Here is a 19,677-nt window from a genome sequence, read left to right as displayed (position 1 = left end):
TCAAAATGGCTTATAAAACTTTGATTGGACATCAACATTATGTTTTTAATGACTTAAAAACGCTTATGGCAAAGGCAACACCATTGCGATCGGGAGATCAATTGGCAGGTGTTGCAGCTGAACATGCAACGGAACGTGTTGCTGCACAAATGGCTTTGGCAGAGGTTCCACTCAAACAATTTTTAACTGAGGCATTAATTGACTATGAACAAGATGAAATCACACGCTTAATCATTGATGAGCACCGTAGTGATTTATTTGCCCCTATTTCACATTTCACTGTAGGTGACTTTCGCAACTGGTTGCTCAGTGCAGATGCGAGTACAGAAAAGTTACAGCAACTTGCCTTAGGTTTAACACCTGAAATGGTAGCCGCTGTCAGTAAAATTATGCGTAATCAAGACCTGATTTTGGTGGCCCGCAAATGTGAAGTCATCACCCAATTTCGCAACACCATCGGTTTAAAAGGGCATCTTTCCACTCGTTTGCAACCCAACCATCCTACAGATGATCTCTTGGGGATATCGGCCAGTATTTTGGACGGACTGATGTATGGCAATGGTGATGCAGTAATAGGGATTAACCCCGCAACGGATAACCTCCAAAATTTATCAGAGCTCTTAAAACTCCTTGATCATATTATTCAAGAGCATCAAATTCCAACCCAATCTTGCGTGCTAACCCATATCAGTTCAGGCATTCAGCTGGCTGAAAGAAATGTGCCGATTGATCTGATGTTTCAATCTATTGCAGGAACTCAACTTGCCAACGACGGCTTCGGGATTAATCTTGAGTTACTCCGTGAAGGTTATGAAGCGACACTCGCTTTGAAACGCGGCACTGTGGGACAAAACGTGATGTACTTTGAAACGGGTCAAGGTAGTGCTTTATCCAGCAATGCCCATCACGGCGTTGATCAACAAACCATAGAAGTTCGCGCTTATGCAGTCGCACGTAAATTTAACCCACTGTTGGTCAATACCGTGGTTGGATTTATTGGTCCAGAATATTTATATAATGGCAAACAAATTATCCGAGCAGGTTTAGAAGATCATTTTTGTGGCAAGCTTCTCGGCTTACCAATGGGATGTGACATTTGCTATACCAACCATGCCGATGCTGATCAAAATGACATGGATGTATTACTCACCCTCTTTGGTGCAGCAGGGTTGAACTTTATTATGGGCATTCCAGGTTCAGACGATGTCATGCTGAACTATCAAACCACATCGTTTCATGATGCCTTATATTTAAGACAGCTTCTGGGTCTAAAAGCCGCACCTGAATTTGATACGTGGCTCGCCGAACAAGGGATTTTTAAACAACAGCAACAATACATTCAGTGGCCTGAACACATGCCACCTCAGTTTGAAAAACTTTTACATATATAAGGAGCAACCTATGTCACTTGTTCCTCTCGAAAACTATCAATCCGAACAGCATCAGGATGTTTGGGAAAATCTTAAAAAATTTACCGATGCACGAATTGCAATCGGACGTGCAGGTTGTAGTATTCCTACGCATGAAATGCTGAAATTCCAACTGGCCCATGCTGAAGCACAGGATGCAGTACATCAAGCTTTAGATGTCGATCTATTGGTCTCTAGTTTTAAAACCCAAAGTTTGGATACTTTAACCGTACATAGCCAAGCCGAAGACAAGCAGGAATATCTAAAACGTCCAGATCTAGGGCGTTTGCTTAATAGTGAATCCTATCGTGGCTTACAAACGTTTAAAGCAAGTAACCCACAAGCTTATGATGTTTGTATTGTGATTGGGGATGGTCTTTCTGCACGTGCAATTGAAGAAAATGCCGTACCGTTTATTCAGCACCTCATCCCGCATTTGCAAGCTGAGCATTGGTCTATTGCTCCTATCGTTATTGCAACAGGCAGCCGAGTTGCTTTGGGTGACCAAGTTGCCGAATGCCTACACGCTACAATGTTGGTCATGCTGATTGGAGAACGCCCTGGTCTCAGCTCACCAGACAGCATGGGGATTTATTACACATGGAAAGCTAGTACTGGTACCCTAGACGCAAAAAGAAACTGTATTTCTAATGTTCGTCCTGCGGGTTTAAGTATTCTAATTGCAACACAACGACTAATGTCGCTCATGCGTGGTTCAAAAAGACTTGGCTATTCTGGGGTTGAGCTAAAAGACGAACACGAAATGGTGAGTCTGGACACTGCGCATACCCCTAAACGTTTATTTTAATTCTGAAGCAGATTAGCCATTACTTTGGCTAATCTGCTCTCTATCTAACTTACTTTTGCAGTGCTTGCTCAACAAAATGCAAGCGATCTTGTCCCCAGTACATCTCATCCTGCACAAAGAATGTCGGTGCACCGAAAATGCCCCGTTGAATGGCCAGTTCCGTTTCAGTGATCAGTTTTTGCTTCACCACATCCGACTGAACCATACTCATGATGTCATCTACAGAAAAGCCACTTGGTTTTAACACCTCTGCTAAGACAGCAGGTTCATTAAGGTTTTTGGGTGTACCAAACATCGCATCGAATAAAAGTTTTAAAACTTGCTCAAACTTTTCTAAATGCAACAATTGAACGCCTGTCAAAATACGCATCAAGGTTAAAGTATTCATGGGAAAATGTGGGTTCATTTGCATGGGAATGCCGTAATAATCCGCCCAACGCTGCATATCTAACATGGAATAAATACCTTTACTCGGGATCTCTATCGGACTTCTATTCCCTGTCTCCTTAAATACGCCACCCAATAAAATAGGTTTATATATGATTTGAAAACTTTGTTGCTCGGCCATTTGCCGTAACCGATAGTAGGCCAAATAACTATACGGGCTGCCCAAGTCAAAATAAAATTCTACGGTTTTCATGCTTTGTCCTTTTACCACGTTTCCATCCAAGGTCTTAAATCCAACTCATGCGTCCATGCATCACGCGGTTGCTGCGACAAATGCCAATAATTTTCTGCAATATGTACAGGGTTTAAAATGCCATCCTGCCCTTTACGTGCATACAACTCTGGGAAAGTGTCTTTGATGAAGTCCGTATCAATTGCACCATCAACCACCACATGGGCTACATGAATATTTTTAGGTCCCAATTCACGCGCCATACTTTGGGCTAAAGCACGTAATGCATGTTTTGCACCTGCAAAAGCGGCAAAGTTTGCTGCACCTCTTATTCCTGCGGTTGCCCCTGTGAAGATAATGCTCCCTCGTTCCCGCAGTACCATTCGCTTCGCTACTTCACGCCCTGTCAAAAATGCACCGAAGCATGCCATCTCCCAAATTTTTAAATACTTACGTGCAGTTTCTTCTAAAATACTACACGGCACATTCGCCCCAATGTTAAACACCAAAACATCTATTTCACCAATATTAGCTTCAATTTCTTCCACCAAAGCAATGACTTGATCTTCTTTACGTGCATCGGAAGCGAAACCATACGCAATCCCCCCTTCAGCCTCTATGTCCGCAATTAAGGGCTGGAGCTTTTCAGCATTTCTTCGCGTCATACAGCTGATATAACCGCCACGAGCAAAACGTTTGGCAATTTCCCCCCCTGTTGCATCGCCTGCACCAATCACCAATGCCACTTTCTTTTTAGCTTCGGTCAATTGCGACTGTTGTTCTTGCTGTGTTCTATCCATAAATATTTCCCTTTTATAAAATAACGATCGTTATTATAACGATCACTATGTTATAGTTTTCAAAATCAGTCAATAATATTTTGATGAAATCACTATGCGCTACAAAACAGGCTATAAAGAAGAAAAACGTAAAGAGTTACTTAAAATCAGTGCCCAACTGGCCAAAAAACAAGGTTTTGCCAATACTGGTGTCGATAGCTTTATGCAAGCCGCTCAAATGACCAGCGGCGCTTTTTATTCACATTTTTCGTCAAAACACGAATTATTTGAAGCACTCATTGAGTCAGAGCTACAACACAGTTTTCAGGCATGGCAAGCCAATCCTCATGAAAAACTATCTGACTGGATTGATTTTGAACTAGATCGCTATTTAGCTTTCTCTCATGTCCTGCGCCCAGATCATGGTTGTGTCATTCCCGCCTTAGCAACAGAAGTTGCACGTAGTAGCGAAAGCACAAAACAATGCTTTCAACAGGAAATGCTTCGTGGTCATGCTTTATTTACACAGCATCTGAGCAGTGAAACACAAGCTTGGGCTGTACTGTGCCAACTGGTCGGAGCTATTGTCATGGCACGCAGCATGGCTGATGAACATTTACAACATGAGATCTTAAACTCAAGTAAATGGATGATTAAAAATATGTTGCAACTTAAACAAAGTGAATGATTTCATTTGTCGTGTTTTTCTACATATTTTCTTCGTTCTTGACTTCAACTTCGGCTCATTTCCCTGTACATTTTTAGGCTCCTTAGTACCAATAAACGAGCCTGTCATGACTGTATTACCTGATACTATTTACGCCATTCAGCATCTTGCGTTTGAAGATCTAGGCGCATGGGAAGATGTGTTATATCAATTGGGTTATCGGGTACGATATTTTGAAGCAGGTAAAGATGACTTAGCCAAAGCATTAAGTTATGACGGTTTAACCGTCATCTTAGGTGGCCCTATCGGGGTGTATGAAACCGAAGACTACCCATTTCTACAACAAGAAATAGAGCTACTGAAAGTGCGTTTAGAAAAAAAATTACCCACTTTAGGGATTTGCCTCGGCGCACAGTTAATCGCACATGCTTTGGATGCAAAAGTGTATGCAGGTCATAGTAAAGAAATTGGCTGGAGTCAGTTACAGCTCCATACTCTTGAACATAATCCATTGCAAGCACTTGAAGGAACCGAAGTCCTGCATTGGCATGGGGATACGTTTGACCTCCCTGCGCAGGCTGAACTTTTAGCCAGCTCAGAGGTTTATCCTAACCAAGCGTTTCGTGTAGGCAAAAACATTCTCGGTTTACAGTTCCACCCTGAAGTCGCCGCCGATGGTTTAGAAAAATGGTTGATCGGGCATACCGCAGAGCTGCGCCAAGCACGGATTAATATTCCAGCCCTACGTGCAGACAATCTACGTTTTGCAGCACCCTTAGAGCAAGTCTCAGGTCAGGTTATAGCAACGTACATGCAACAGCTGGTTGAAGTGAAAACTGCTTCTTAATACAAATGAAAATGAGTTAAAACTTTATAGAGTATAGTGATACGTTACACATTCTTTTAGTATTGCTTATCTGACATGCTATAAAAAAGCACCTCTGAATCTCTTTCTAGTAGGTGCTTTTTTAAAATATATCACTTATTTTTTAACCCTATTGGGCTACGGCGTGAGCTCAATATTCAAAGCACATATTTTCATCTTTTTCAAAATGAAAAGAGCAACTAAGTTAGTTATAAATATACAGCTCCAGAAAAATATAGTGATATTTCAGATAAGAATAAAATCAAAGCATCGAATGGCGAGAATATGTAGAAAATCTTACAAATAAATAAAGTATTATTTATAAAGTCCAATGATTTTCAACTAGGGGCATATAAAGAAGTTCTTATTAACAGGCGCTCTTTCAATTCAAACACAGAACTCTAGACTTTATATTTTAATATTCAACGAAAATTAATAATTTAACAAATGAGAATAATTCTCTTTCATTTTATGGGTTATTTCTTTATATTTATCCCGTTTTTCCAACTATATAAATATTTAGGGGTACTAGTGAAACACTCTTTCATAATTCTTACTTTGGGGCTGTTAATAACTACACTTTCTAGTTGTGCAACATCTCGTGGACTGATTCAAGTCCCTACACCTCATAATCCTACATCTTATCAAGAAGCAGCAAATTCTAAAAAAGTAGTGATTGCACTCGTTGAAGATGACCGAACTTTCGAAGATAAACCTGCAACTGCCGACATCCCATCTTTAAAAGATGGCTTGGCTAAGGCAACTGAAGCAGATAAAGCAAAAGCTGTTGCTCGTAAAAGAAATGGATATGGAAAAGCTTTAGGCGATATTTTGTTAGAAAAAGAAACCGTCTCAGAATTATTACAAAAACGTACTACCCTCGCTCTCGAACGATCTGGGTATGTAGTTCTTGAAAATAATGAAACTAACCGAGCAAATGCCGACTTTGTTCTCAACATTAAAATCAATAAGTTTTGGTCATGGTTCCAACCAGGATTTGCATCCATCAAAATCCATTCAGAAATTGACACAGATATTAGTAATACAAAAAATTTAGCTGCTGAACCTGTTCATGTTTACAGTAAAGTAGTTAAATCTGCACAAGTTGCCAATGGCACAAAATGGATTGAAAATATTGACAATGTCCTAAATGACTACGAAACCAAATTAATATCATCCTTAACAAAAGTAACGCCATAACAGCTTAATTCATATATCCAAGTATAATTTAGATGAATAAAGCCCTAAAAAAGGCTTTATTCATCCACATATTTAGTTTTAAGATAACCCCAAAAGAATCAAACATTGCAAGCCGTAAAGATTAATCAATAAATCAGCTACTCACTTTTATTTTTCTATCATAATGGGTGGGTGTGTCAGATTAATCTAGCCATTTTTTATTAAATTCCCCCTCTATATAGATGAAAAATTTATGATTCCCCATCAAATAAGTATTTTAATTAAAAAAGGATCTTTTTAATATTCAGCTTAAAATAAATATTTGCAGTAAATACATAGTTATTCTATTCAACATACATGCTTTTCTAAGGGAGGAAATCATTAGTGTGAAATTCACCAATTGATTTTATGACTTTTCCACGAACTATTAAGTTCAAGAAGCTTTAGGACTGCTGTCTGCGCATTTTTTTGCTGAATTTCTAATAATTAAATAGCATTACTTCTAAAAAATCATAGTAATGCACAAGTTTAAACCACGTTAAATAAATTCCGATACTCGCATTTTGGGTAAAATTTCTATAAACCTATTAGTTTTATTATTATTTTGAGCAGAACGATCACATTTTTTGTGAGGATGTTAGAAACAAAAAAGCTTACCAAGGCTCTCTCCTTCCTTGATAAGCTTTTGTATTACAAAAATTATTTTGCAACCGATGCTTCAGTCGTGATATTCACTGTGATCTTATCACCTACGTTCGGCACATAAGCTCCTACACCAAATGCAGAACGGTCAAATGAAGTTGTCGCATTGAAACCAATAGATTGAGCTTTCGTCATTGGATGCTCACCTTGCTTATTCAATACAGCATCCAATACAACAGGCTTAGTCACGTTTTTAACAGTTAAGTCACCTGTGATTTTGTATTTGTTTGCACCAACTGCTTGTACTTTAGTACTTTTAAAAGTGATGTTTGGATATTTTGTTGCATCAAAGAAATCTGCACCCTGTAAGTGCTCATCCAAAGCTTTTACATTGGTATTCAAGCTAGATAATGGAATCGTTACATTCACATACGAATTTGCAGGTTTTGCATTATCAACATTAATGACACCCTGAATGTCGCTAAAGTTTGCAGATGGTGTTGAAAAACCGAAGTGGTTCCATGAAAACACTGTTGCAGTATGTGTAGGGTCAATTTGATATGCTACAGGTTTCGCCATAGCAAATGTCGTTGCAGTTGCAACAGCCAAACCGATTGTTAAAGCTTTAAAGTTCATGTTTTTATCTCACACTGGAATACTGTTTAGTTTATAGAGTTTTACAGCGAATACACCCATAAAGATAAAACGATATGTTGCAAGTTTAGAACGATAAATTTGTTCTAAAATGTAGTCTTAGCACTACATTTTATATTGAATAAAACCTGTTTTCTTCGCGACTTTATTATAGAGTTGCTGAGCGACTAAATTATCCTGATGGGTAAGCCAATAGATTCGATCACATGCTCGCTTTTCGGTATGCATTTTGACATGTTCGATTAAAGCTCTTGCAACCCCTAGCCCACGATACTCCTCATGCGTAAATAGATCTTGTAGATATGCATAAGGCTTTAACGTCCAACAACTATCATGTTCGATCACATGCACAATGCCTACAACCTGACCTGCTATAATTGCGGCAAAACCATACATATGTTCACATTTAGAACCAGTCAGTTTATGCCACGTGTTTTCAGATATCTGTTCCAATAAATCAGCCTGATAAAATACTTGATAAGCTCGCCATAATGTAGACCAGATCGATTGATCTATTTCTGTCAACGACACAATATGAATATTTTGTACTTTCATTTTGCTCTCAAAGGGATGTTGATTTTTTGTATGGCTTATATTTAAACCGAAATCTACCCAAAGAAAAGCCTTATTGAATCACTTCAATAAGGCTTCTTTTAGACGTGAAAACCATCATAATTTTTCAATCAAAATCCGATCAATCAGCTTCATACCCGTCTGTTTTTCATGGTTTTTACGGCGAATCTTAATTTGCTTATCCTCTGCCAAGTCTTGCAATAGTAGTTCAACCGCCACCATCGCTTCCAAAGGTAGATCTGGTCCAATCCACTTCTGTTCGCCCGCATCCATTAACACGACTTCGTCATGAATTTGATCATATAAGCTCATATCTTCACCTAAAATTTATGCAACTACTGGCATCAGTATTTTGCATGTTGTATATGTCATTCAAAATAAAAGACGCCCCTAAACTGGGGCGTCTTTTTAACAGTCAACCGAGGGGGATTAAGCTGTCAATTCTTTTACTGCAGCAACAACCGCTTCAGTGGTAATACCGAAGTATTGGTATAAGTCTTTCGCTGGTGCAGATTCACCATAAGTCGTCATACCAATTACACGACCATCAAGACCTACAAACTTCCACCAGTAGTCTACGTGCGCTGCTTCAACAGCAACACGTGCACGAATATTTGATGGAAGAACCGCTTCACGGTACGCTACATCTTGCTTCACAAATTCTTCTGCGCATGGCATAGATACGACACGCACACCTTCAAGCTGTGCATGTGCTTCCATTGCTAAAGATACTTCAGAGCCTGTCGCGATAATAATCGCTTTTAATTCGCCCTTTTCTTCAGCCAATACATAACCACCTTTCGCTACATTTGCAATTTGTGCATCTGTACGTGCTTGGAATGGTAGGTTTTGACGAGAGAAGATCAACGCAGTTGGGCCTTCTGAACGTACAAGTGCAGATTTCCAAGACACAGCGGCTTCAACGGTGTCACATGGACGCCAAGTATTTAAGTTTGGTGTACCGCGTAAAGATGCAATTTGCTCTACAGGTTGATGCGTTGGACCATCTTCACCCAAACCAATTGAGTCATGTGTATATACATGGATTACACGTTGTTTCATCAACGCAGACATACGTACTGCATTACGCGCATATTCCATAAACATAAGGAATGTTGCAACGTAAGGAATGAAACCACCGTGAAGCGCAACACCGTTTGCAATTGCAGTCATACCAAACTCACGTACGCCATAGTGTACGTAGTTACCCGCTGGATTGTCTTGAACACCTTGGCAACCTTTCCAAAGTGTTAAGTTAGAACCAGCCAAGTCCGCAGAACCGCCTAATAATTCAGGCAATAATGGACCGAATGCTTGCAATGTGTTTTGGCTTGCTTTACGTGTAGCAATGGTTTCGGCTTTTGCATTAGTTTCAGCAATAAACGCATCGGCTTGAGCCAGGAATTCAGCTGGCAATTCACCTGAAAGACGACGTTTCAATTCAGCTGCTTCAGTTGGATATTTTGCTGCATATTGCGCAAATAACTCATTCCAAGCCGCTTCAGAAGCTGTGCCTTTTGCTTTTGCATCCCATGCTGCATAAACGTCAGCAGGAATTTCAAATGGACCTTCTGCCCAACCTAATGCTTCACGTGTTAATGCGATTTCGTCATTACCAAGTGGCGCACCGTGGCAGTCTTCTTTACCTTGTTTGTTTGGTGAACCTAGACCAATAATCGTTTTACAGATGATGATCGTTGGTTTTTTCGTTTCAGCTTTTGCTTGCAAAGTTGCAGCACGTAATGCATCTGCATCATGACCATCAGCTTTAAGGACTTGCCAACCGTAAGCCAAGAAACGTTGCTCTGTATCGTCAGAGAACCAACCTTCTACTTCACCATCAATCGAAATACCGTTGTCATCATAGTAAGCAATCAGTTTACCCAGACCTAAAGTACCTGCAAGTGAACATGCTTCGTGAGAAACACCTTCCATTAAACAGCCATCACCTAAGAAACAGTAAGTGAAATGGTCAACAACACTTAGGTCATCTTTATTGAACTGCGCTGCTAATGTTTTTTCAGCTAGAGCGAAACCAACTGCGTTTGCAATCCCCTGACCAAGCGGGCCAGTCGTAGTTTCAATACCTGGTGCATAACCTAATTCTGGATGACCCGGCGTTTTAGAGTGCAGTTGACGGAATGCTTTTAAATCTTCAATTGATAAATCATAGCCCGTAAGGTGCAATAACGCATATTGCAACATAGAGCCATGACCATTTGATAGTACAAAACGGTCACGGTTCGCCCATTGTGGGTTAGTCGGGTTATGGTTGAAAAACTCACGCCATACCACATCAGCGATATCAGCCATCCCCATTGGCGCACCTGGATGTCCAGAGTTTGCTTTTTGCACAGCATCCATTGCCAATACACGAATTGCGTTTGCAATACGACGTTCGTTAAGCGGGGTTGTCATAGGTCAGAGTCCAAACAAATGATTTAAAGAGTAAGATGAATAGAATTCAAAGATAGGTGTATTGTCTTAAAAAAAGAGGAATGGGTAAAGCCTAATGGACAATATTTCGCTATTTATTCATCATCAATGTCTAATAAATGCGGGCATTGCCTAAAATCACAACAATTTCACTCAGAAATGCCTCACTAGCTTTTCTCTGGTTCAAATCCCATACGATAGAATCTTCAACTTTTAAAAACAAAGCTCAATCATCCTATTCACTAATCAGAACAAACCGTTATCTTTGAGTATCAAACACATCACAGCATACATTTGTATTTTTTACATACAATTAAACACGCATGGTGAATTTTATTCATTTTTTTAGATTTTTCATGAATTAGGACAAATTATTGATTCTTTTATGATACATATTTTGAGCATTTTTTATTTAATGCCAAAACAAGAAAACCAATAAAAAATACGTCAAGTTTTTGTTTTATATTAAAATATAAACAGCGCATAACCCTCCAAAATACATACCTCTATATTTTGAAGAAAAACCCGTTATTTTGTCATTTCGAACTAAAAATAAACGCTATATCAATTTTTTAGATGCTTATATCAGATAAAAAGTCGTTGAATTGAAATAAATTCAGTCATTTTGGTCGTGTAGAACTGGCTCAAATGGCTAAGTCGATGTACCATATTGCGTCTTTTAAATTAACTGTGATAGGACTTATGCGCGAGTACGCTGTATTTACCTCGGAATCTGTAAGCGAAGGCCATCCAGATAAAATGGCTGACCAAATCAGTGATGCTATCTTGGATGCGATCTTAAAAGAAGACCCATATGCACGGGTTGCTTGTGAAACGCTTGTAAAAACGGGTGCGGTAGTACTTGCCGGTGAAATCACAACAACTGCAAATGTTGACTTTGAAGCAGTAGTACGCCAAACCGTAAATGGCATTGGCTATCACCATTCTGACCTAGGTTTTGATGGTTCAACCTGTGCTGTGATCAACATGATTGGTAAACAGTCACCAGAGATTGCTCAAGGTGTAGACCGCCAAAAGCCTGAAGATCAAGGCGCAGGTGACCAAGGTTTAATGTTTGGTTATGCAAGCCGTGAAACTGACGTGCTTATGCCTGCTCCAATTTCATACGCACACCGTTTAATGGAAAAGCAAGCTGAACTACGTCGCAGTGGTGCTTTACCATGGTTACGTCCAGATGCAAAAAGCCAAGTAACTTTTGCTTATGAAAATGGCATGCCTGTTCGTTTAGACGCAGTGGTTCTGTCTACCCAGCACGATCCTGAAATTTCTCAAAGCAACTTAAAAGAAGCTGTTATTGAAGAAATCGTGAAAAAAGTAATTCCTGCTGAGATGTTCCATGCAGACACCAAATTCCACATCAACCCAACAGGAATGTTTGTGATTGGTGGCCCAGTGGGCGACTGTGGTTTAACAGGCCGTAAAATCATCGTAGACACCTACGGTGGTATGGCACGTCACGGTGGTGGTGCTTTCTCTGGTAAAGATCCATCTAAAGTTGACCGTTCTGCTGCTTACGCAGGTCGTTATGTTGCGAAAAACATTGTAGCTGCGGGTCTTGCAGACAAATGTGAAATCCAAGTGTCGTATGCCATTGGTGTGGCTGAGCCAACGTCTATTTCAATCAATACCTTCAATACAGCAAAAGTATCTGAAGAGCTGATCATTGCATTAGTCCGTGAACACTTCGACTTACGTCCATACGGTATCACTCGTATGCTTGACCTCATTCAACCGATGTATAAGCAAACTGCTGCTTATGGTCACTTCGGTCGCGAAGGTTCAGATACTGCATTTACATGGGAAAAAACTGACAAAGTGGAAGCGCTTAAAGCTGCAGCTGGTCTATAAGTTTGATTCCAAAAGAAACCCGCTTAATGCGGGTTTTTTTATTTTCACTGATGGAAAATAGCCCATCAGTTCAATCGTGAAGTCATTGAACATCACTTACTTTGGTTTATTTTCATGATTAAGCACATCAAAAAGTGAAGTCACAGCGGTAGGTTCACTATTTCGATCCGTCAAATAAACTTGTACAGATTTAACAATAATGGCCGCTGCTAAACATGCAACAATACAGAAAATCCAAAATCCAAAAGGGCTTCTAATATTGTGTGATCCACAGTTTGGGCAGTCTTTGTCTGTTGATGCGACAACTGTTTCGCAACAAGCGCAGTGATATTGATAGAGCATAACTTTCCCCCTTTGTTTTCTTACTTTCTTGTTTTTATTGTCCATCACCCTGCCTCACAGAATGTTAGATTAATTTATCTTATGTGAGTATTTGTTGAGGCACAAGTACCATTAACCTGAAATGCTGTCAGCAAAAACTTACACCGTAAAACTAATCAACTGAATTAAAAACAATTCCTTGTTATAACACCCAATCATGACAATTTCATTTTGTAACATAATAGTTTTTGACGTATTCCATCATATTTGCTTAAAACCCTTTAGTTTTCTAGCGATTGTTTATTAAAATACGATGCAACGATGAGGAAGAAAGAATGGTTCAGTTGATCAAAAAAGGCGGTTTACGCGAACGTGCCAACCGTAGTCGTAGCTATAAGGGCTCAGAAAATACCGAAGCGACATTGCAGCCTAACCGTTATACACAGAGTAAAAAAGACGAGGCCTCCACCTTGGAACAGATCCCATCATCTAAAGAACTTAAAGAGAACTTAGATGTAGATTGCAAGTGCATCATACCAAAGCCATAAAGCAAAAATCAGGAACAACCCACCAGAAAAAATGTCGATATAACTTCCTGAACGCTGATAAGCCGCCTTAATTTTAGGTAATGACAAAAGCATCATCAACAATGCAAAAGTCATAAAAGTTTGAATTGGAATAATCACCGCAAGCTGCATTTTTAAGTAAGGACTTGCGCTAGAACTCAAGGCTAGTGAAAACACACTACTAAAATAAATCAGCGTTTTCGGGTTGGACAAGTTCGTCAGCAAACCTGACATGAAATAATGGTTGGCCTTCGGTGTAGCCAGTTTTTGACCATCATCCAGCATTGCGTCTTGCTGTATTGTGTTGATGCCTGTTTTCAACATGAACCAGCCCATACGTGCGAGAAACACCCCACCAACCAACATCAATAGCTGTTGAATCCATGGCATTTTGTCGATGAGTACAGTAAAACCTAACAAGGTTAAAACCACCCAAACCACGATGCCAACGGAAATACCTAAGATAGTTTTTAACGTATTTTTTTGTGTGGTCGAAGCTGAACTTTTGGCAATCAGCAAAACATCAGGACCGGGACTAAGCTGTGCAACAAAATGCAAAGCACAAATCGTGAAAAGCAATGACATAAAAAGAAGTATAATTTTAAAAAATAATTATATCGTTTGTTATATTTATTTTAAATCATCATCACCTCAACATTTTTAAAGCAATAAAAAAAGCCGAGTCAAACTCGGCTTTAAGATTAAATATGAAATTATTTGTTCACATCTTTCATTTCAATTTTTTTCGCATCGGGTGTTACTTCTCGTGCTTCACCATCAATAATACTCGAGTCACGGTAGCCTGAACCACCCTGCTGTTGTTGCATTTCTTGCATCTGACGCATGATGTCTGCAAATGGGTTTTGACCTTGAGCACCACCGCCCATGCCATTCATATCGCCCATCATACCACCCATCATTTTTTCCATCATCGTTTGTTGACGCTTCATCATCACTTTCATCAATGCGCCTGTCATCGCTTTCTGGACAGCAGGGATAAGTAAAAGCACAGCTAGCACGTCCGTTAGCAAACCAGGAATCAATAAAAGAAAACCTGCAATAATTTTAGGTAGATTACTGGTTAGTGCAGGATCACCGCTCATCTGTCCTGTTTGCATTTGCTGCATTTGCGGCATTAAACCTGCTGAGTACTTGCGAATCAGGCTCATGCCAATAAAGAAAGCAACAATAAACCAGAAGAATACGTACCACATACTACCAACGAGGTCGCCCACGCCAATCCATACGAAAACTTCGAGAATGACACCAGCCAATATAAAAAGAAATAATTTCATGAAAATTAATCTAATCTCAACAAAATGAATAAGGTGCAATGATCAACTGCTCAATCTACATCAAGCTTTTTTCATCCGCTTATGTAACAATATGGGCATATATTTTTTTTTAAAGGGCTTGCATGTCATTAATTATTGGTATTGACCCCGGTTCTCGCCTCACAGGCTACGGTATTATTCAAAAAGAAGGTCAAAAACTAATTTTTGTCGATGCTGGCACCATTCGTACTGAAACAGCTGAAATGCCTGAGCGTCTAAAGCGTATTTTTGCAGGGATTGATCGTATTGTAAAATTTCATGGTCCAACTGAAGCTGCTGTTGAACAAGTCTTTATGGCACAAAACCCTGACTCTGCACTGAAGCTCGGGCAAGCACGTGGTGCCGCAATTGCTGCACTAGTAAACCTAGACTTACAAGTTGCCGAATACACAGCCCGTCAAATTAAACAGTCTGTGGTCGGTTACGGTGCTGCAGATAAAGAACAAGTACAAATGATGGTGATGAAACTTTTAAACCTAAGCATCAAACCACAGCAAGATGCCGCCGATGCGCTTGCTGCTGCCATCTGTCATGCGCATGCTTCGGGCAGTATGACCAAACTTGCTGTACTCAATGCTTTAGGTGGCATGGCACGTGGACGCAGCCGTAGTAGCTCTCGTCGACGCTAATGAATTAAGTGACATAGCCTTTAAAGTCTTTACGCATTTCACGTACTGAAGGTGCTTTGGGATAGGTGGCGATCAGCATTCTTCCTGAAGTGCGCAAATTTTTCTTTTGAGCAGGGTCAATACGGATAAAGACCAACTCTTCTGGTTCATTGCGATGGTTGATCTCACAAATCATAATGGTGTAATTTTTTTCAATCACTTTATAACGACTAAATGCCTGTTGCACAATTTGCTTAAAGTTTTTTTGCCCACCTGTTGGTGCAAGTTGAGTGTAAATCACCAAAAGTATACATGCACCAACCACCAAGGCGACCAGTAAGTATTTATCCATTCTTCCCCCATTTTTATTTTTGAATTCAATAGTTTCTATTCAAACGCTAGAAACATCATAAGATTGACCAATAAAATATGCAAAAAAGATCACCAAAAGTTTCATACGAGAATAAGATTAAATCAATCATTTACGTCCTATTCAGGAGGCACTTTTCTAAAGCTTGAATATTTGCAGAAATTAATTCTTTTCTCCAAATTAATTCAATCTGGATGCGTCCTAATGCTGAATCTATATAATGTACGGACAATAAATCTTGATTTGGAAAAGTATCTAACATTGTTTTGGGAATAATCGCAATCCCCATGCCCGCGGCTACACCACCTAGAATTGCGTGATAGGATGCAACCTCAGCTATCCTTTTTGGTGTGATATTAAAGGACTGATACCAGTTTAAAAGTCGATCCCGATAAGAACAACCCTCTTTAAATGCAAGAATAGTTGCACTTTCAGCATCTGAAGGCATTAAAATTTTAGGATGCCCCTTAGGTGCAATAATTATAAGTTCTTCATCATAAATGAGCGAACGATTCAACAGTGGATTTTGAGGAGCATCTCCAATTAGAACCACATCTAACTCGCCATCCAGTAAAGATTGATATAAACCATCGCGTATACCTGTAACCAGTTCCAATTTAATTGCAGGATAAATCGAATATAACTGAGCCAGTGGTGCGGGTAATCTTGTTGCCGCCATACTTTCCAATGCCCCCACTCGTAAAGGCCCACAAGGTTGATCAGCTTTGATTTTATTTTCAGCTTCATACGCCAGTGCTACGATTTGCTTTGCATATTGATATAGTAATAATGCTTTGGGTGTCGCAACTAAACTTTTTTTCTCTCGAATAAAAAGTGACACTCCCAAATACTCCTCAAGCTGTTGTAAGCGAATAGTAATTGCGGAAGGTACTCGGTTTAACTTTTTGGCTGCACCAGTAATACTTCCAGTTTCAATAAGCACAATAAGCGTTTTAAGTTGGCTAATTTCCATGATTCAATAAAATTAAACGATTTACTCAATATTATTTAATTTTATTGAAGAAAAATACCCTCTAACATTCGAGACCTTAATTTTATAATGTGTAGAGGATGTCGATGCCTTTCGTAAATGTGAAAGTGACAGGTGGAAATGAAGCGCCTACGATTGAACAAAAGAAGCAAATTATTGACGGGATTACTCAGCTCTTAGTCACCGTTTTAAATAAAAATCCAGCAACAACGATGGTCATTATTGATGAAGTTGAAATGGACAATTGGGGTGTCGCGGGAAAAACCACAACAGAACGTCGACTAGAGGCTCAAAAATGAAAAAACTTGGATTAATTGGTGGTATAGGACCCGAATCTACCCTGCTTTATTATAAAAAACTGGTTTATTCCTTACAGGAAAAAGTTGGACCAACATTCTTCCCCAACTTAGCAATCGAAAGCCTAAATGTATTTGAAGTTTTAGCGTTCTGTGAGCATGAAGATTTTGAAGGGCTGATTTCATACTTAATGAAAGGAATTAATAGCCTCATTGCTGGTGGTGCAGAAATTATTGCCTTAACAGGCAACACCCCTCACATTGTGTTTGATCAACTTCAAGCAAATTCGACAGTACCCTTAATAAGTATTGTAGAGGCGACAAAAAAGGAAGCACAACGTCAAAATTATGCAAAAATTGGGCTATTCGGAACACAGTTTACAATGCAGGCAGCGTTTTTTAAAAAGCCTTTTGTAGAAGCTGGAATAAATATTGTAATGCCTCACGCGGATGAGCAGTTATTTATTGCAGACAAAATTTCTAGCGAATTAGAACATGGGATTGTTTCCGTTGAAACACAAAAACAGATGCTCCAAATTGTGCAACGAATGCATGAGGAAGATGATATTGATGCCATTATATTAGGCTGTACGGAACTGCCTTTAATATTTAAAGATACTATTTTACCGCTACCTACTTTGGATACCTTAGATGTTCACATTCAAGAGTTAATCAACGTAATTTGTAATTAATACCCCCCTAAAAGTGACTTCATCTAGATTCCCAGAAAGTTCTAATTGTGCAAATAGAGATTAATGGATTTTATATACTTACTCCTAAACCATCCATTTTATAGTGCAATAAGCATATTAAATATATCCAAGACATTGATTATAAAGTATTTCATGAAAATTATAGCCTTTCTGTTCTATCAGATGCTTTATTTAAAAATTCAGTCAAGTAAAGAAATACTGAATTATATATTTTCTACTCTTCGCATATTGAAAAGCTTTCGTTCCTGTCTATCTAACGTCTCTTTTTTATTCTGCATCTAAAACAATATAAAAAAGCCCATCAAATGAGATGGGCTTTTTTATAACTGGTTTAATCCAGACCGTTCAAGCTTACTTTTTCTTTTTAGATTTTAGATATTCCTGATAAGACTCTTCCGCAAAGCGTCGCAATGAATCACCAATGGCTGCATATTGAAATTCATTCAGATTTGCCAAGGATGCGCGTGCGGAAGGATGTTGTACACCAAAACCCGAGCCTGGAAGTAAAACCACGCCCGTTTCATCCGCCACACGGAAAAGTAATTCAGTTGGGTTTTTATTCTTCATAACCCAGTCTGCAAACTCATCACCATAAAGCGTCCGCGAAGTATTTTCCAAATTCACCAGTGTATAGTAATCGACTGCATTTGGATCTTGAGGAACATCAACACCCAGTTGTCGATACAGTGCTGCATCACGCTCACGCACTACAGATTTAACTGCTTTTTTATAACTTTGACGTGAATCCATTAAGTTAAATAACGCAAATAAAACTATTTGAACCTGTTGTGGTGTAGACAGTCCAGCGGTGTGATTTAAGGCCACATTACGACTATCTGCCACCAGACGATCAATAAATTTGATACTCGATGGGTCAGTCGTAAGTGATGAATAGCGTTCTTCTAGTTCTTTTTTGTCTTTTTTAGATAATTCAGTAAGCTTCTTATCCAAAATATTATTGTTGGTCATGGCGATGACCCCAAGACGCCAGCCTGTCGCACCAAAGTATTTGGAGAACGAATAAACCAAAATGGTGTTATCTGGACAAATGGCGAATAATGATTTGAAATTATCAGCAAATGTTCCATACACATCATCGGTCAAAATAATCAGATCAGGACGTTTTTTAACAATATCTGCCAAAATCGCCAAGCCTTCATCACTCATTTTAACTGAGGGCGGATTACTTGGATTCACCAAGAAGAAAGCTTTAATTGATGGATCTTCTAATTTGCGGAGCTCTGACTCTGGATATTGCCATCCTTGTTTTGGATCTGCTTCAATCAATACTTCTTCTAGCTGATAATCATTGAGTTTTGGAATCTCTAAGTAAGGGGTAAAAATCGGGGTACCAATAGCAATTCGATCACCCGTAGCAATAATTTTATTTTCTTTAAGCGAGTTAAAAATATATGCCATTGCTGCTGTTCCGCCCTCTACGGCAAACAAATCTAAGCCATCTTTTGGCATACCTTGCACGCCCATTTCACGCAGCACATATTCTTTAATGATGGTTTCGCTGAGGCGTAGCATGCGATCTGGAACAGGATAATTACAGCCCAAAATACCTTCAACCATTTCCAGTAAAAATGCATCAGGATCTAAGCCCAGCTGGTCTCGGACGTAAGAAATCGCTTTTCCTAAAAACACTACGCCTGGCTTATCACGATTTTCAAGTACAAAGTTATCAAAACGAGATTGCAAGCCTACAGGTCGTGGAAAGCCCCCGAGCCCTTCTGGCATATATGAAAATGAAAACTCAGATTCGGTTGCAGAAAATAAACCCAGCTGGAAAAAAGCCCTACGAGGCACAGTTGCAAGGAAGTTTGGGTTTCCTCGACCTGCATTCAGCATCATCCGGTCAGTTCGACTTTCTGCGAGTGCAATCAGTTTATCTTTTAATTCAAATGGGCTTAGTTTTGCGTATTTTGAGTAATCAACGTTCCCCATGGGAAGTCTCCTTTAATTATAGTGAAGC

General features: G+C 39.4%; 22 protein-coding genes. 10 read left to right on the top strand and 12 right to left on the bottom strand.

Translation table 11 applies throughout. The annotated features are described in order from the left end of the window. Positions 1-5 precede the first annotated feature (5 nt). Both ACZ8ZH_RS07765 and eutC read left to right on the top strand, forming a co-directional pair. Entirely contained in the window at positions 6-1,391 is a 1,386-nt protein-coding gene (locus ACZ8ZH_RS07765) for an ethanolamine ammonia-lyase subunit EutB (protein WP_119063402.1), read from the top strand. A 10-nt stretch (positions 1,392-1,401) separates the two neighbouring features. Then, entirely contained in the window at positions 1,402-2,217 is an 816-nt protein-coding gene (eutC, locus tag ACZ8ZH_RS07760) for an ethanolamine ammonia-lyase subunit EutC (RefSeq protein ID WP_119063401.1), read from the top strand. Positions 2,218-2,266: 49 nt separating this feature from the next. On the opposite strand, the gene ACZ8ZH_RS07755 is transcribed toward eutC, so the two are convergent. Together ACZ8ZH_RS07755 and ACZ8ZH_RS07750 are read right to left on the bottom strand one after the other, a co-directional pair. Next, entirely contained in the window at positions 2,267-2,857 is a 591-nt protein-coding gene (locus ACZ8ZH_RS07755) for a 2-hydroxychromene-2-carboxylate isomerase (protein ID WP_119063482.1), read from the bottom strand. Between the two features lie 11 nt (positions 2,858-2,868). After that, the gene (locus tag ACZ8ZH_RS07750) at positions 2,869-3,636 is read right to left on the bottom strand and encodes an SDR family oxidoreductase (protein ID WP_119063400.1); all 768 of its coding nucleotides are present in this window, start codon (positions 3,634-3,636) and stop codon (positions 2,869-2,871) included. Between the two features lie 94 nt (positions 3,637-3,730). Between ACZ8ZH_RS07750 and ACZ8ZH_RS07745 the strand changes: the two genes are divergently transcribed. From ACZ8ZH_RS07745 to ACZ8ZH_RS07735, 3 genes are all read left to right on the top strand, one after another. Beyond that, positions 3,731-4,303 carry a TetR/AcrR family transcriptional regulator gene (locus tag ACZ8ZH_RS07745; RefSeq protein ID WP_119063399.1) on the top strand — a complete coding sequence of 191 codons (573 nt, stop codon included), beginning with the start codon at positions 3,731-3,733 and terminating at the stop codon, positions 4,301-4,303. A 106-nt stretch (positions 4,304-4,409) separates the two neighbouring features. After that, positions 4,410-5,129, top strand: a complete 720-nt coding sequence (locus ACZ8ZH_RS07740) for a glutamine amidotransferase (RefSeq protein WP_119063398.1) — start codon at positions 4,410-4,412, stop codon at positions 5,127-5,129. Between the two features lie 564 nt (positions 5,130-5,693). Then, positions 5,694-6,347: a flagellar biosynthesis protein gene (locus ACZ8ZH_RS07735; RefSeq protein ID WP_470247928.1), complete on the top strand. Its 654-nt coding sequence runs from the start codon at positions 5,694-5,696 to the stop codon at positions 6,345-6,347. 678 nt (positions 6,348-7,025) lie between these two features. Here the strand turns inward: ACZ8ZH_RS07735 and ACZ8ZH_RS07730 are convergent. From ACZ8ZH_RS07730 to tkt, 4 genes are all read right to left on the bottom strand, one after another. Then, positions 7,026-7,604, bottom strand: a complete 579-nt coding sequence (locus ACZ8ZH_RS07730; protein WP_119063397.1) for a YceI family protein — start codon at positions 7,602-7,604, stop codon at positions 7,026-7,028. Between the two features lie 123 nt (positions 7,605-7,727). Then, entirely contained in the window at positions 7,728-8,177 is a 450-nt protein-coding gene (locus tag ACZ8ZH_RS07725) for a GNAT family N-acetyltransferase (protein WP_119063396.1), read from the bottom strand. A gap of 114 nt (positions 8,178-8,291) precedes the next feature. Continuing rightward, positions 8,292-8,507 carry a hypothetical protein gene (locus ACZ8ZH_RS07720; RefSeq protein ID WP_004696769.1) on the bottom strand — a complete coding sequence of 72 codons (216 nt, stop codon included), beginning with the start codon at positions 8,505-8,507 and terminating at the stop codon, positions 8,292-8,294. A gap of 117 nt (positions 8,508-8,624) precedes the next feature. Beyond that, the gene (tkt, locus tag ACZ8ZH_RS07715; RefSeq protein WP_119063395.1) at positions 8,625-10,613 is read right to left on the bottom strand and encodes a transketolase; all 1,989 of its coding nucleotides are present in this window, start codon (positions 10,611-10,613) and stop codon (positions 8,625-8,627) included. 720 nt (positions 10,614-11,333) lie between these two features. Here tkt and metK point away from each other — a divergent pair. Further along, on the top strand, positions 11,334-12,500 hold the full coding sequence (metK, locus tag ACZ8ZH_RS07710) for a methionine adenosyltransferase (protein ID WP_086210181.1): 1,167 nt from the start codon (positions 11,334-11,336) through the stop codon (positions 12,498-12,500). Between the two features lie 96 nt (positions 12,501-12,596). Here metK and ACZ8ZH_RS07705 read toward each other — a convergent pair whose 3' ends face one another. Beyond that, a complete protein-coding gene (locus ACZ8ZH_RS07705; protein ID WP_162900260.1) occupies positions 12,597-12,842 on the bottom strand; it encodes a hypothetical protein in 246 nt (81 codons plus the stop codon). A 314-nt stretch (positions 12,843-13,156) separates the two neighbouring features. On the opposite strand from ACZ8ZH_RS07705, the gene ACZ8ZH_RS07700 reads away from it, so the two are divergent. Then, positions 13,157-13,369 (top strand): hypothetical protein, encoded by a 213-nt coding sequence (locus ACZ8ZH_RS07700; protein WP_119063394.1) that lies wholly within the window; start codon positions 13,157-13,159, stop codon positions 13,367-13,369. Here the strand turns inward: ACZ8ZH_RS07700 and ACZ8ZH_RS07695 are convergent. Both ACZ8ZH_RS07695 and ACZ8ZH_RS07690 read right to left on the bottom strand, forming a co-directional pair. Beyond that, entirely contained in the window at positions 13,331-13,972 is a 642-nt protein-coding gene (locus tag ACZ8ZH_RS07695) for a LysE family transporter (RefSeq protein WP_086210184.1), read from the bottom strand. The two genes, ACZ8ZH_RS07700 and ACZ8ZH_RS07695, sit on opposite strands and share 39 nt — an antisense overlap. A 128-nt stretch (positions 13,973-14,100) precedes the next feature. Continuing rightward, positions 14,101-14,682, bottom strand: a complete 582-nt coding sequence (locus ACZ8ZH_RS07690; RefSeq protein WP_119063393.1) for an FxsA family protein — start codon at positions 14,680-14,682, stop codon at positions 14,101-14,103. Positions 14,683-14,804: 122 nt separating this feature from the next. Here ACZ8ZH_RS07690 and ruvC point away from each other — a divergent pair, with 122 nt between their 5' ends. Further along, positions 14,805-15,350 carry a crossover junction endodeoxyribonuclease RuvC gene (gene ruvC / locus ACZ8ZH_RS07685; RefSeq protein WP_086210186.1) on the top strand — a complete coding sequence of 182 codons (546 nt, stop codon included), beginning with the start codon at positions 14,805-14,807 and terminating at the stop codon, positions 15,348-15,350. Between the two features lie 4 nt (positions 15,351-15,354). Here ruvC and ACZ8ZH_RS07680 read toward each other — a convergent pair whose 3' ends face one another. Together ACZ8ZH_RS07680 and ACZ8ZH_RS07675 are read right to left on the bottom strand one after the other, a co-directional pair. Further along, positions 15,355-15,681 carry a hypothetical protein gene (locus ACZ8ZH_RS07680; protein WP_086210187.1) on the bottom strand — a complete coding sequence of 109 codons (327 nt, stop codon included), beginning with the start codon at positions 15,679-15,681 and terminating at the stop codon, positions 15,355-15,357. Positions 15,682-15,811: 130 nt separating this feature from the next. After that, positions 15,812-16,672 carry a LysR family transcriptional regulator gene (locus ACZ8ZH_RS07675; protein ID WP_119063392.1) on the bottom strand — a complete coding sequence of 287 codons (861 nt, stop codon included), beginning with the start codon at positions 16,670-16,672 and terminating at the stop codon, positions 15,812-15,814. Positions 16,673-16,776: 104 nt separating this feature from the next. Here ACZ8ZH_RS07675 and ACZ8ZH_RS07670 point away from each other — a divergent pair, with 104 nt between their 5' ends. Together ACZ8ZH_RS07670 and ACZ8ZH_RS07665 are read left to right on the top strand one after the other, a co-directional pair. Further along, complete coding sequence (locus ACZ8ZH_RS07670; protein ID WP_086210244.1) at positions 16,777-16,989, top strand: tautomerase family protein; 213 nt, start codon at positions 16,777-16,779, stop codon at positions 16,987-16,989. Beyond that, on the top strand, positions 16,986-17,678 hold the full coding sequence (locus ACZ8ZH_RS07665) for an aspartate/glutamate racemase family protein (protein ID WP_119063391.1): 693 nt from the start codon (positions 16,986-16,988) through the stop codon (positions 17,676-17,678). Before ACZ8ZH_RS07670 ends, ACZ8ZH_RS07665 begins: the two co-directional genes overlap by 4 nt. A gap of 372 nt (positions 17,679-18,050) precedes the next feature. Here ACZ8ZH_RS07665 and ACZ8ZH_RS07660 read toward each other — a convergent pair whose 3' ends face one another. Further along, positions 18,051-19,649, bottom strand: coding sequence for a bifunctional aspartate transaminase/aspartate 4-decarboxylase (locus ACZ8ZH_RS07660; RefSeq protein WP_119063390.1), 1,599 nt, complete (start codon positions 19,647-19,649; stop codon positions 18,051-18,053). Between the last annotated feature and the right edge of the window lie 28 nt (positions 19,650-19,677).

The organism is Acinetobacter sp. SW-226 (assembly GCF_055632855.1).
The sequence above is the reverse complement of the archived record's forward strand: the minus strand, read 5'-3'. Positions and strand labels throughout refer to the sequence as shown.

What these genes read in the sequence shown, in the direction of transcription:
- ACZ8ZH_RS07765 (WP_119063402.1), top strand. Translation starts at nt 6, where the DNA reads ATGGCTTATAAAACTTTGATTGGACATCAACATTATGTTTTTAATGAC.
- eutC (WP_119063401.1), top strand. Translation starts at nt 1,402, where the DNA reads ATGTCACTTGTTCCTCTCGAAAACTATCAATCCGAACAGCATCAGGAT.
- ACZ8ZH_RS07755 (WP_119063482.1), bottom strand. Translation starts at nt 2,857, where the DNA reads ATGAAAACCGTAGAATTTTATTTTGACTTGGGCAGCCCGTATAGTTAT.
- ACZ8ZH_RS07750 (WP_119063400.1), bottom strand. Translation starts at nt 3,636, where the DNA reads ATGGATAGAACACAGCAAGAACAACAGTCGCAATTGACCGAAGCTAAA.
- ACZ8ZH_RS07745 (WP_119063399.1), top strand. Translation starts at nt 3,731, where the DNA reads ATGCGCTACAAAACAGGCTATAAAGAAGAAAAACGTAAAGAGTTACTT.
- ACZ8ZH_RS07740 (WP_119063398.1), top strand. Translation starts at nt 4,410, where the DNA reads ATGACTGTATTACCTGATACTATTTACGCCATTCAGCATCTTGCGTTT.
- ACZ8ZH_RS07730 (WP_119063397.1), bottom strand. Translation starts at nt 7,604, where the DNA reads ATGAACTTTAAAGCTTTAACAATCGGTTTGGCTGTTGCAACTGCAACG.
- ACZ8ZH_RS07725 (WP_119063396.1), bottom strand. Translation starts at nt 8,177, where the DNA reads ATGAAAGTACAAAATATTCATATTGTGTCGTTGACAGAAATAGATCAA.
- ACZ8ZH_RS07720 (WP_004696769.1), bottom strand. Translation starts at nt 8,507, where the DNA reads ATGAGCTTATATGATCAAATTCATGACGAAGTCGTGTTAATGGATGCG.
- tkt (WP_119063395.1), bottom strand. Translation starts at nt 10,613, where the DNA reads ATGACAACCCCGCTTAACGAACGTCGTATTGCAAACGCAATTCGTGTA.
- metK (WP_086210181.1), top strand. Translation starts at nt 11,334, where the DNA reads ATGCGCGAGTACGCTGTATTTACCTCGGAATCTGTAAGCGAAGGCCAT.
- ACZ8ZH_RS07705 (WP_162900260.1), bottom strand. Translation starts at nt 12,842, where the DNA reads ATGCTCTATCAATATCACTGCGCTTGTTGCGAAACAGTTGTCGCATCA.
- ACZ8ZH_RS07700 (WP_119063394.1), top strand. Translation starts at nt 13,157, where the DNA reads ATGGTTCAGTTGATCAAAAAAGGCGGTTTACGCGAACGTGCCAACCGT.
- ACZ8ZH_RS07695 (WP_086210184.1), bottom strand. Translation starts at nt 13,972, where the DNA reads ATGTCATTGCTTTTCACGATTTGTGCTTTGCATTTTGTTGCACAGCTT.
- ACZ8ZH_RS07690 (WP_119063393.1), bottom strand. Translation starts at nt 14,682, where the DNA reads ATGAAATTATTTCTTTTTATATTGGCTGGTGTCATTCTCGAAGTTTTC.
- ruvC (WP_086210186.1), top strand. Translation starts at nt 14,805, where the DNA reads ATGTCATTAATTATTGGTATTGACCCCGGTTCTCGCCTCACAGGCTAC.
- ACZ8ZH_RS07680 (WP_086210187.1), bottom strand. Translation starts at nt 15,681, where the DNA reads ATGGATAAATACTTACTGGTCGCCTTGGTGGTTGGTGCATGTATACTT.
- ACZ8ZH_RS07675 (WP_119063392.1), bottom strand. Translation starts at nt 16,672, where the DNA reads ATGGAAATTAGCCAACTTAAAACGCTTATTGTGCTTATTGAAACTGGA.
- ACZ8ZH_RS07670 (WP_086210244.1), top strand. Translation starts at nt 16,777, where the DNA reads ATGCCTTTCGTAAATGTGAAAGTGACAGGTGGAAATGAAGCGCCTACG.
- ACZ8ZH_RS07665 (WP_119063391.1), top strand. Translation starts at nt 16,986, where the DNA reads ATGAAAAAACTTGGATTAATTGGTGGTATAGGACCCGAATCTACCCTG.
- ACZ8ZH_RS07660 (WP_119063390.1), bottom strand. Translation starts at nt 19,649, where the DNA reads ATGGGGAACGTTGATTACTCAAAATACGCAAAACTAAGCCCATTTGAA.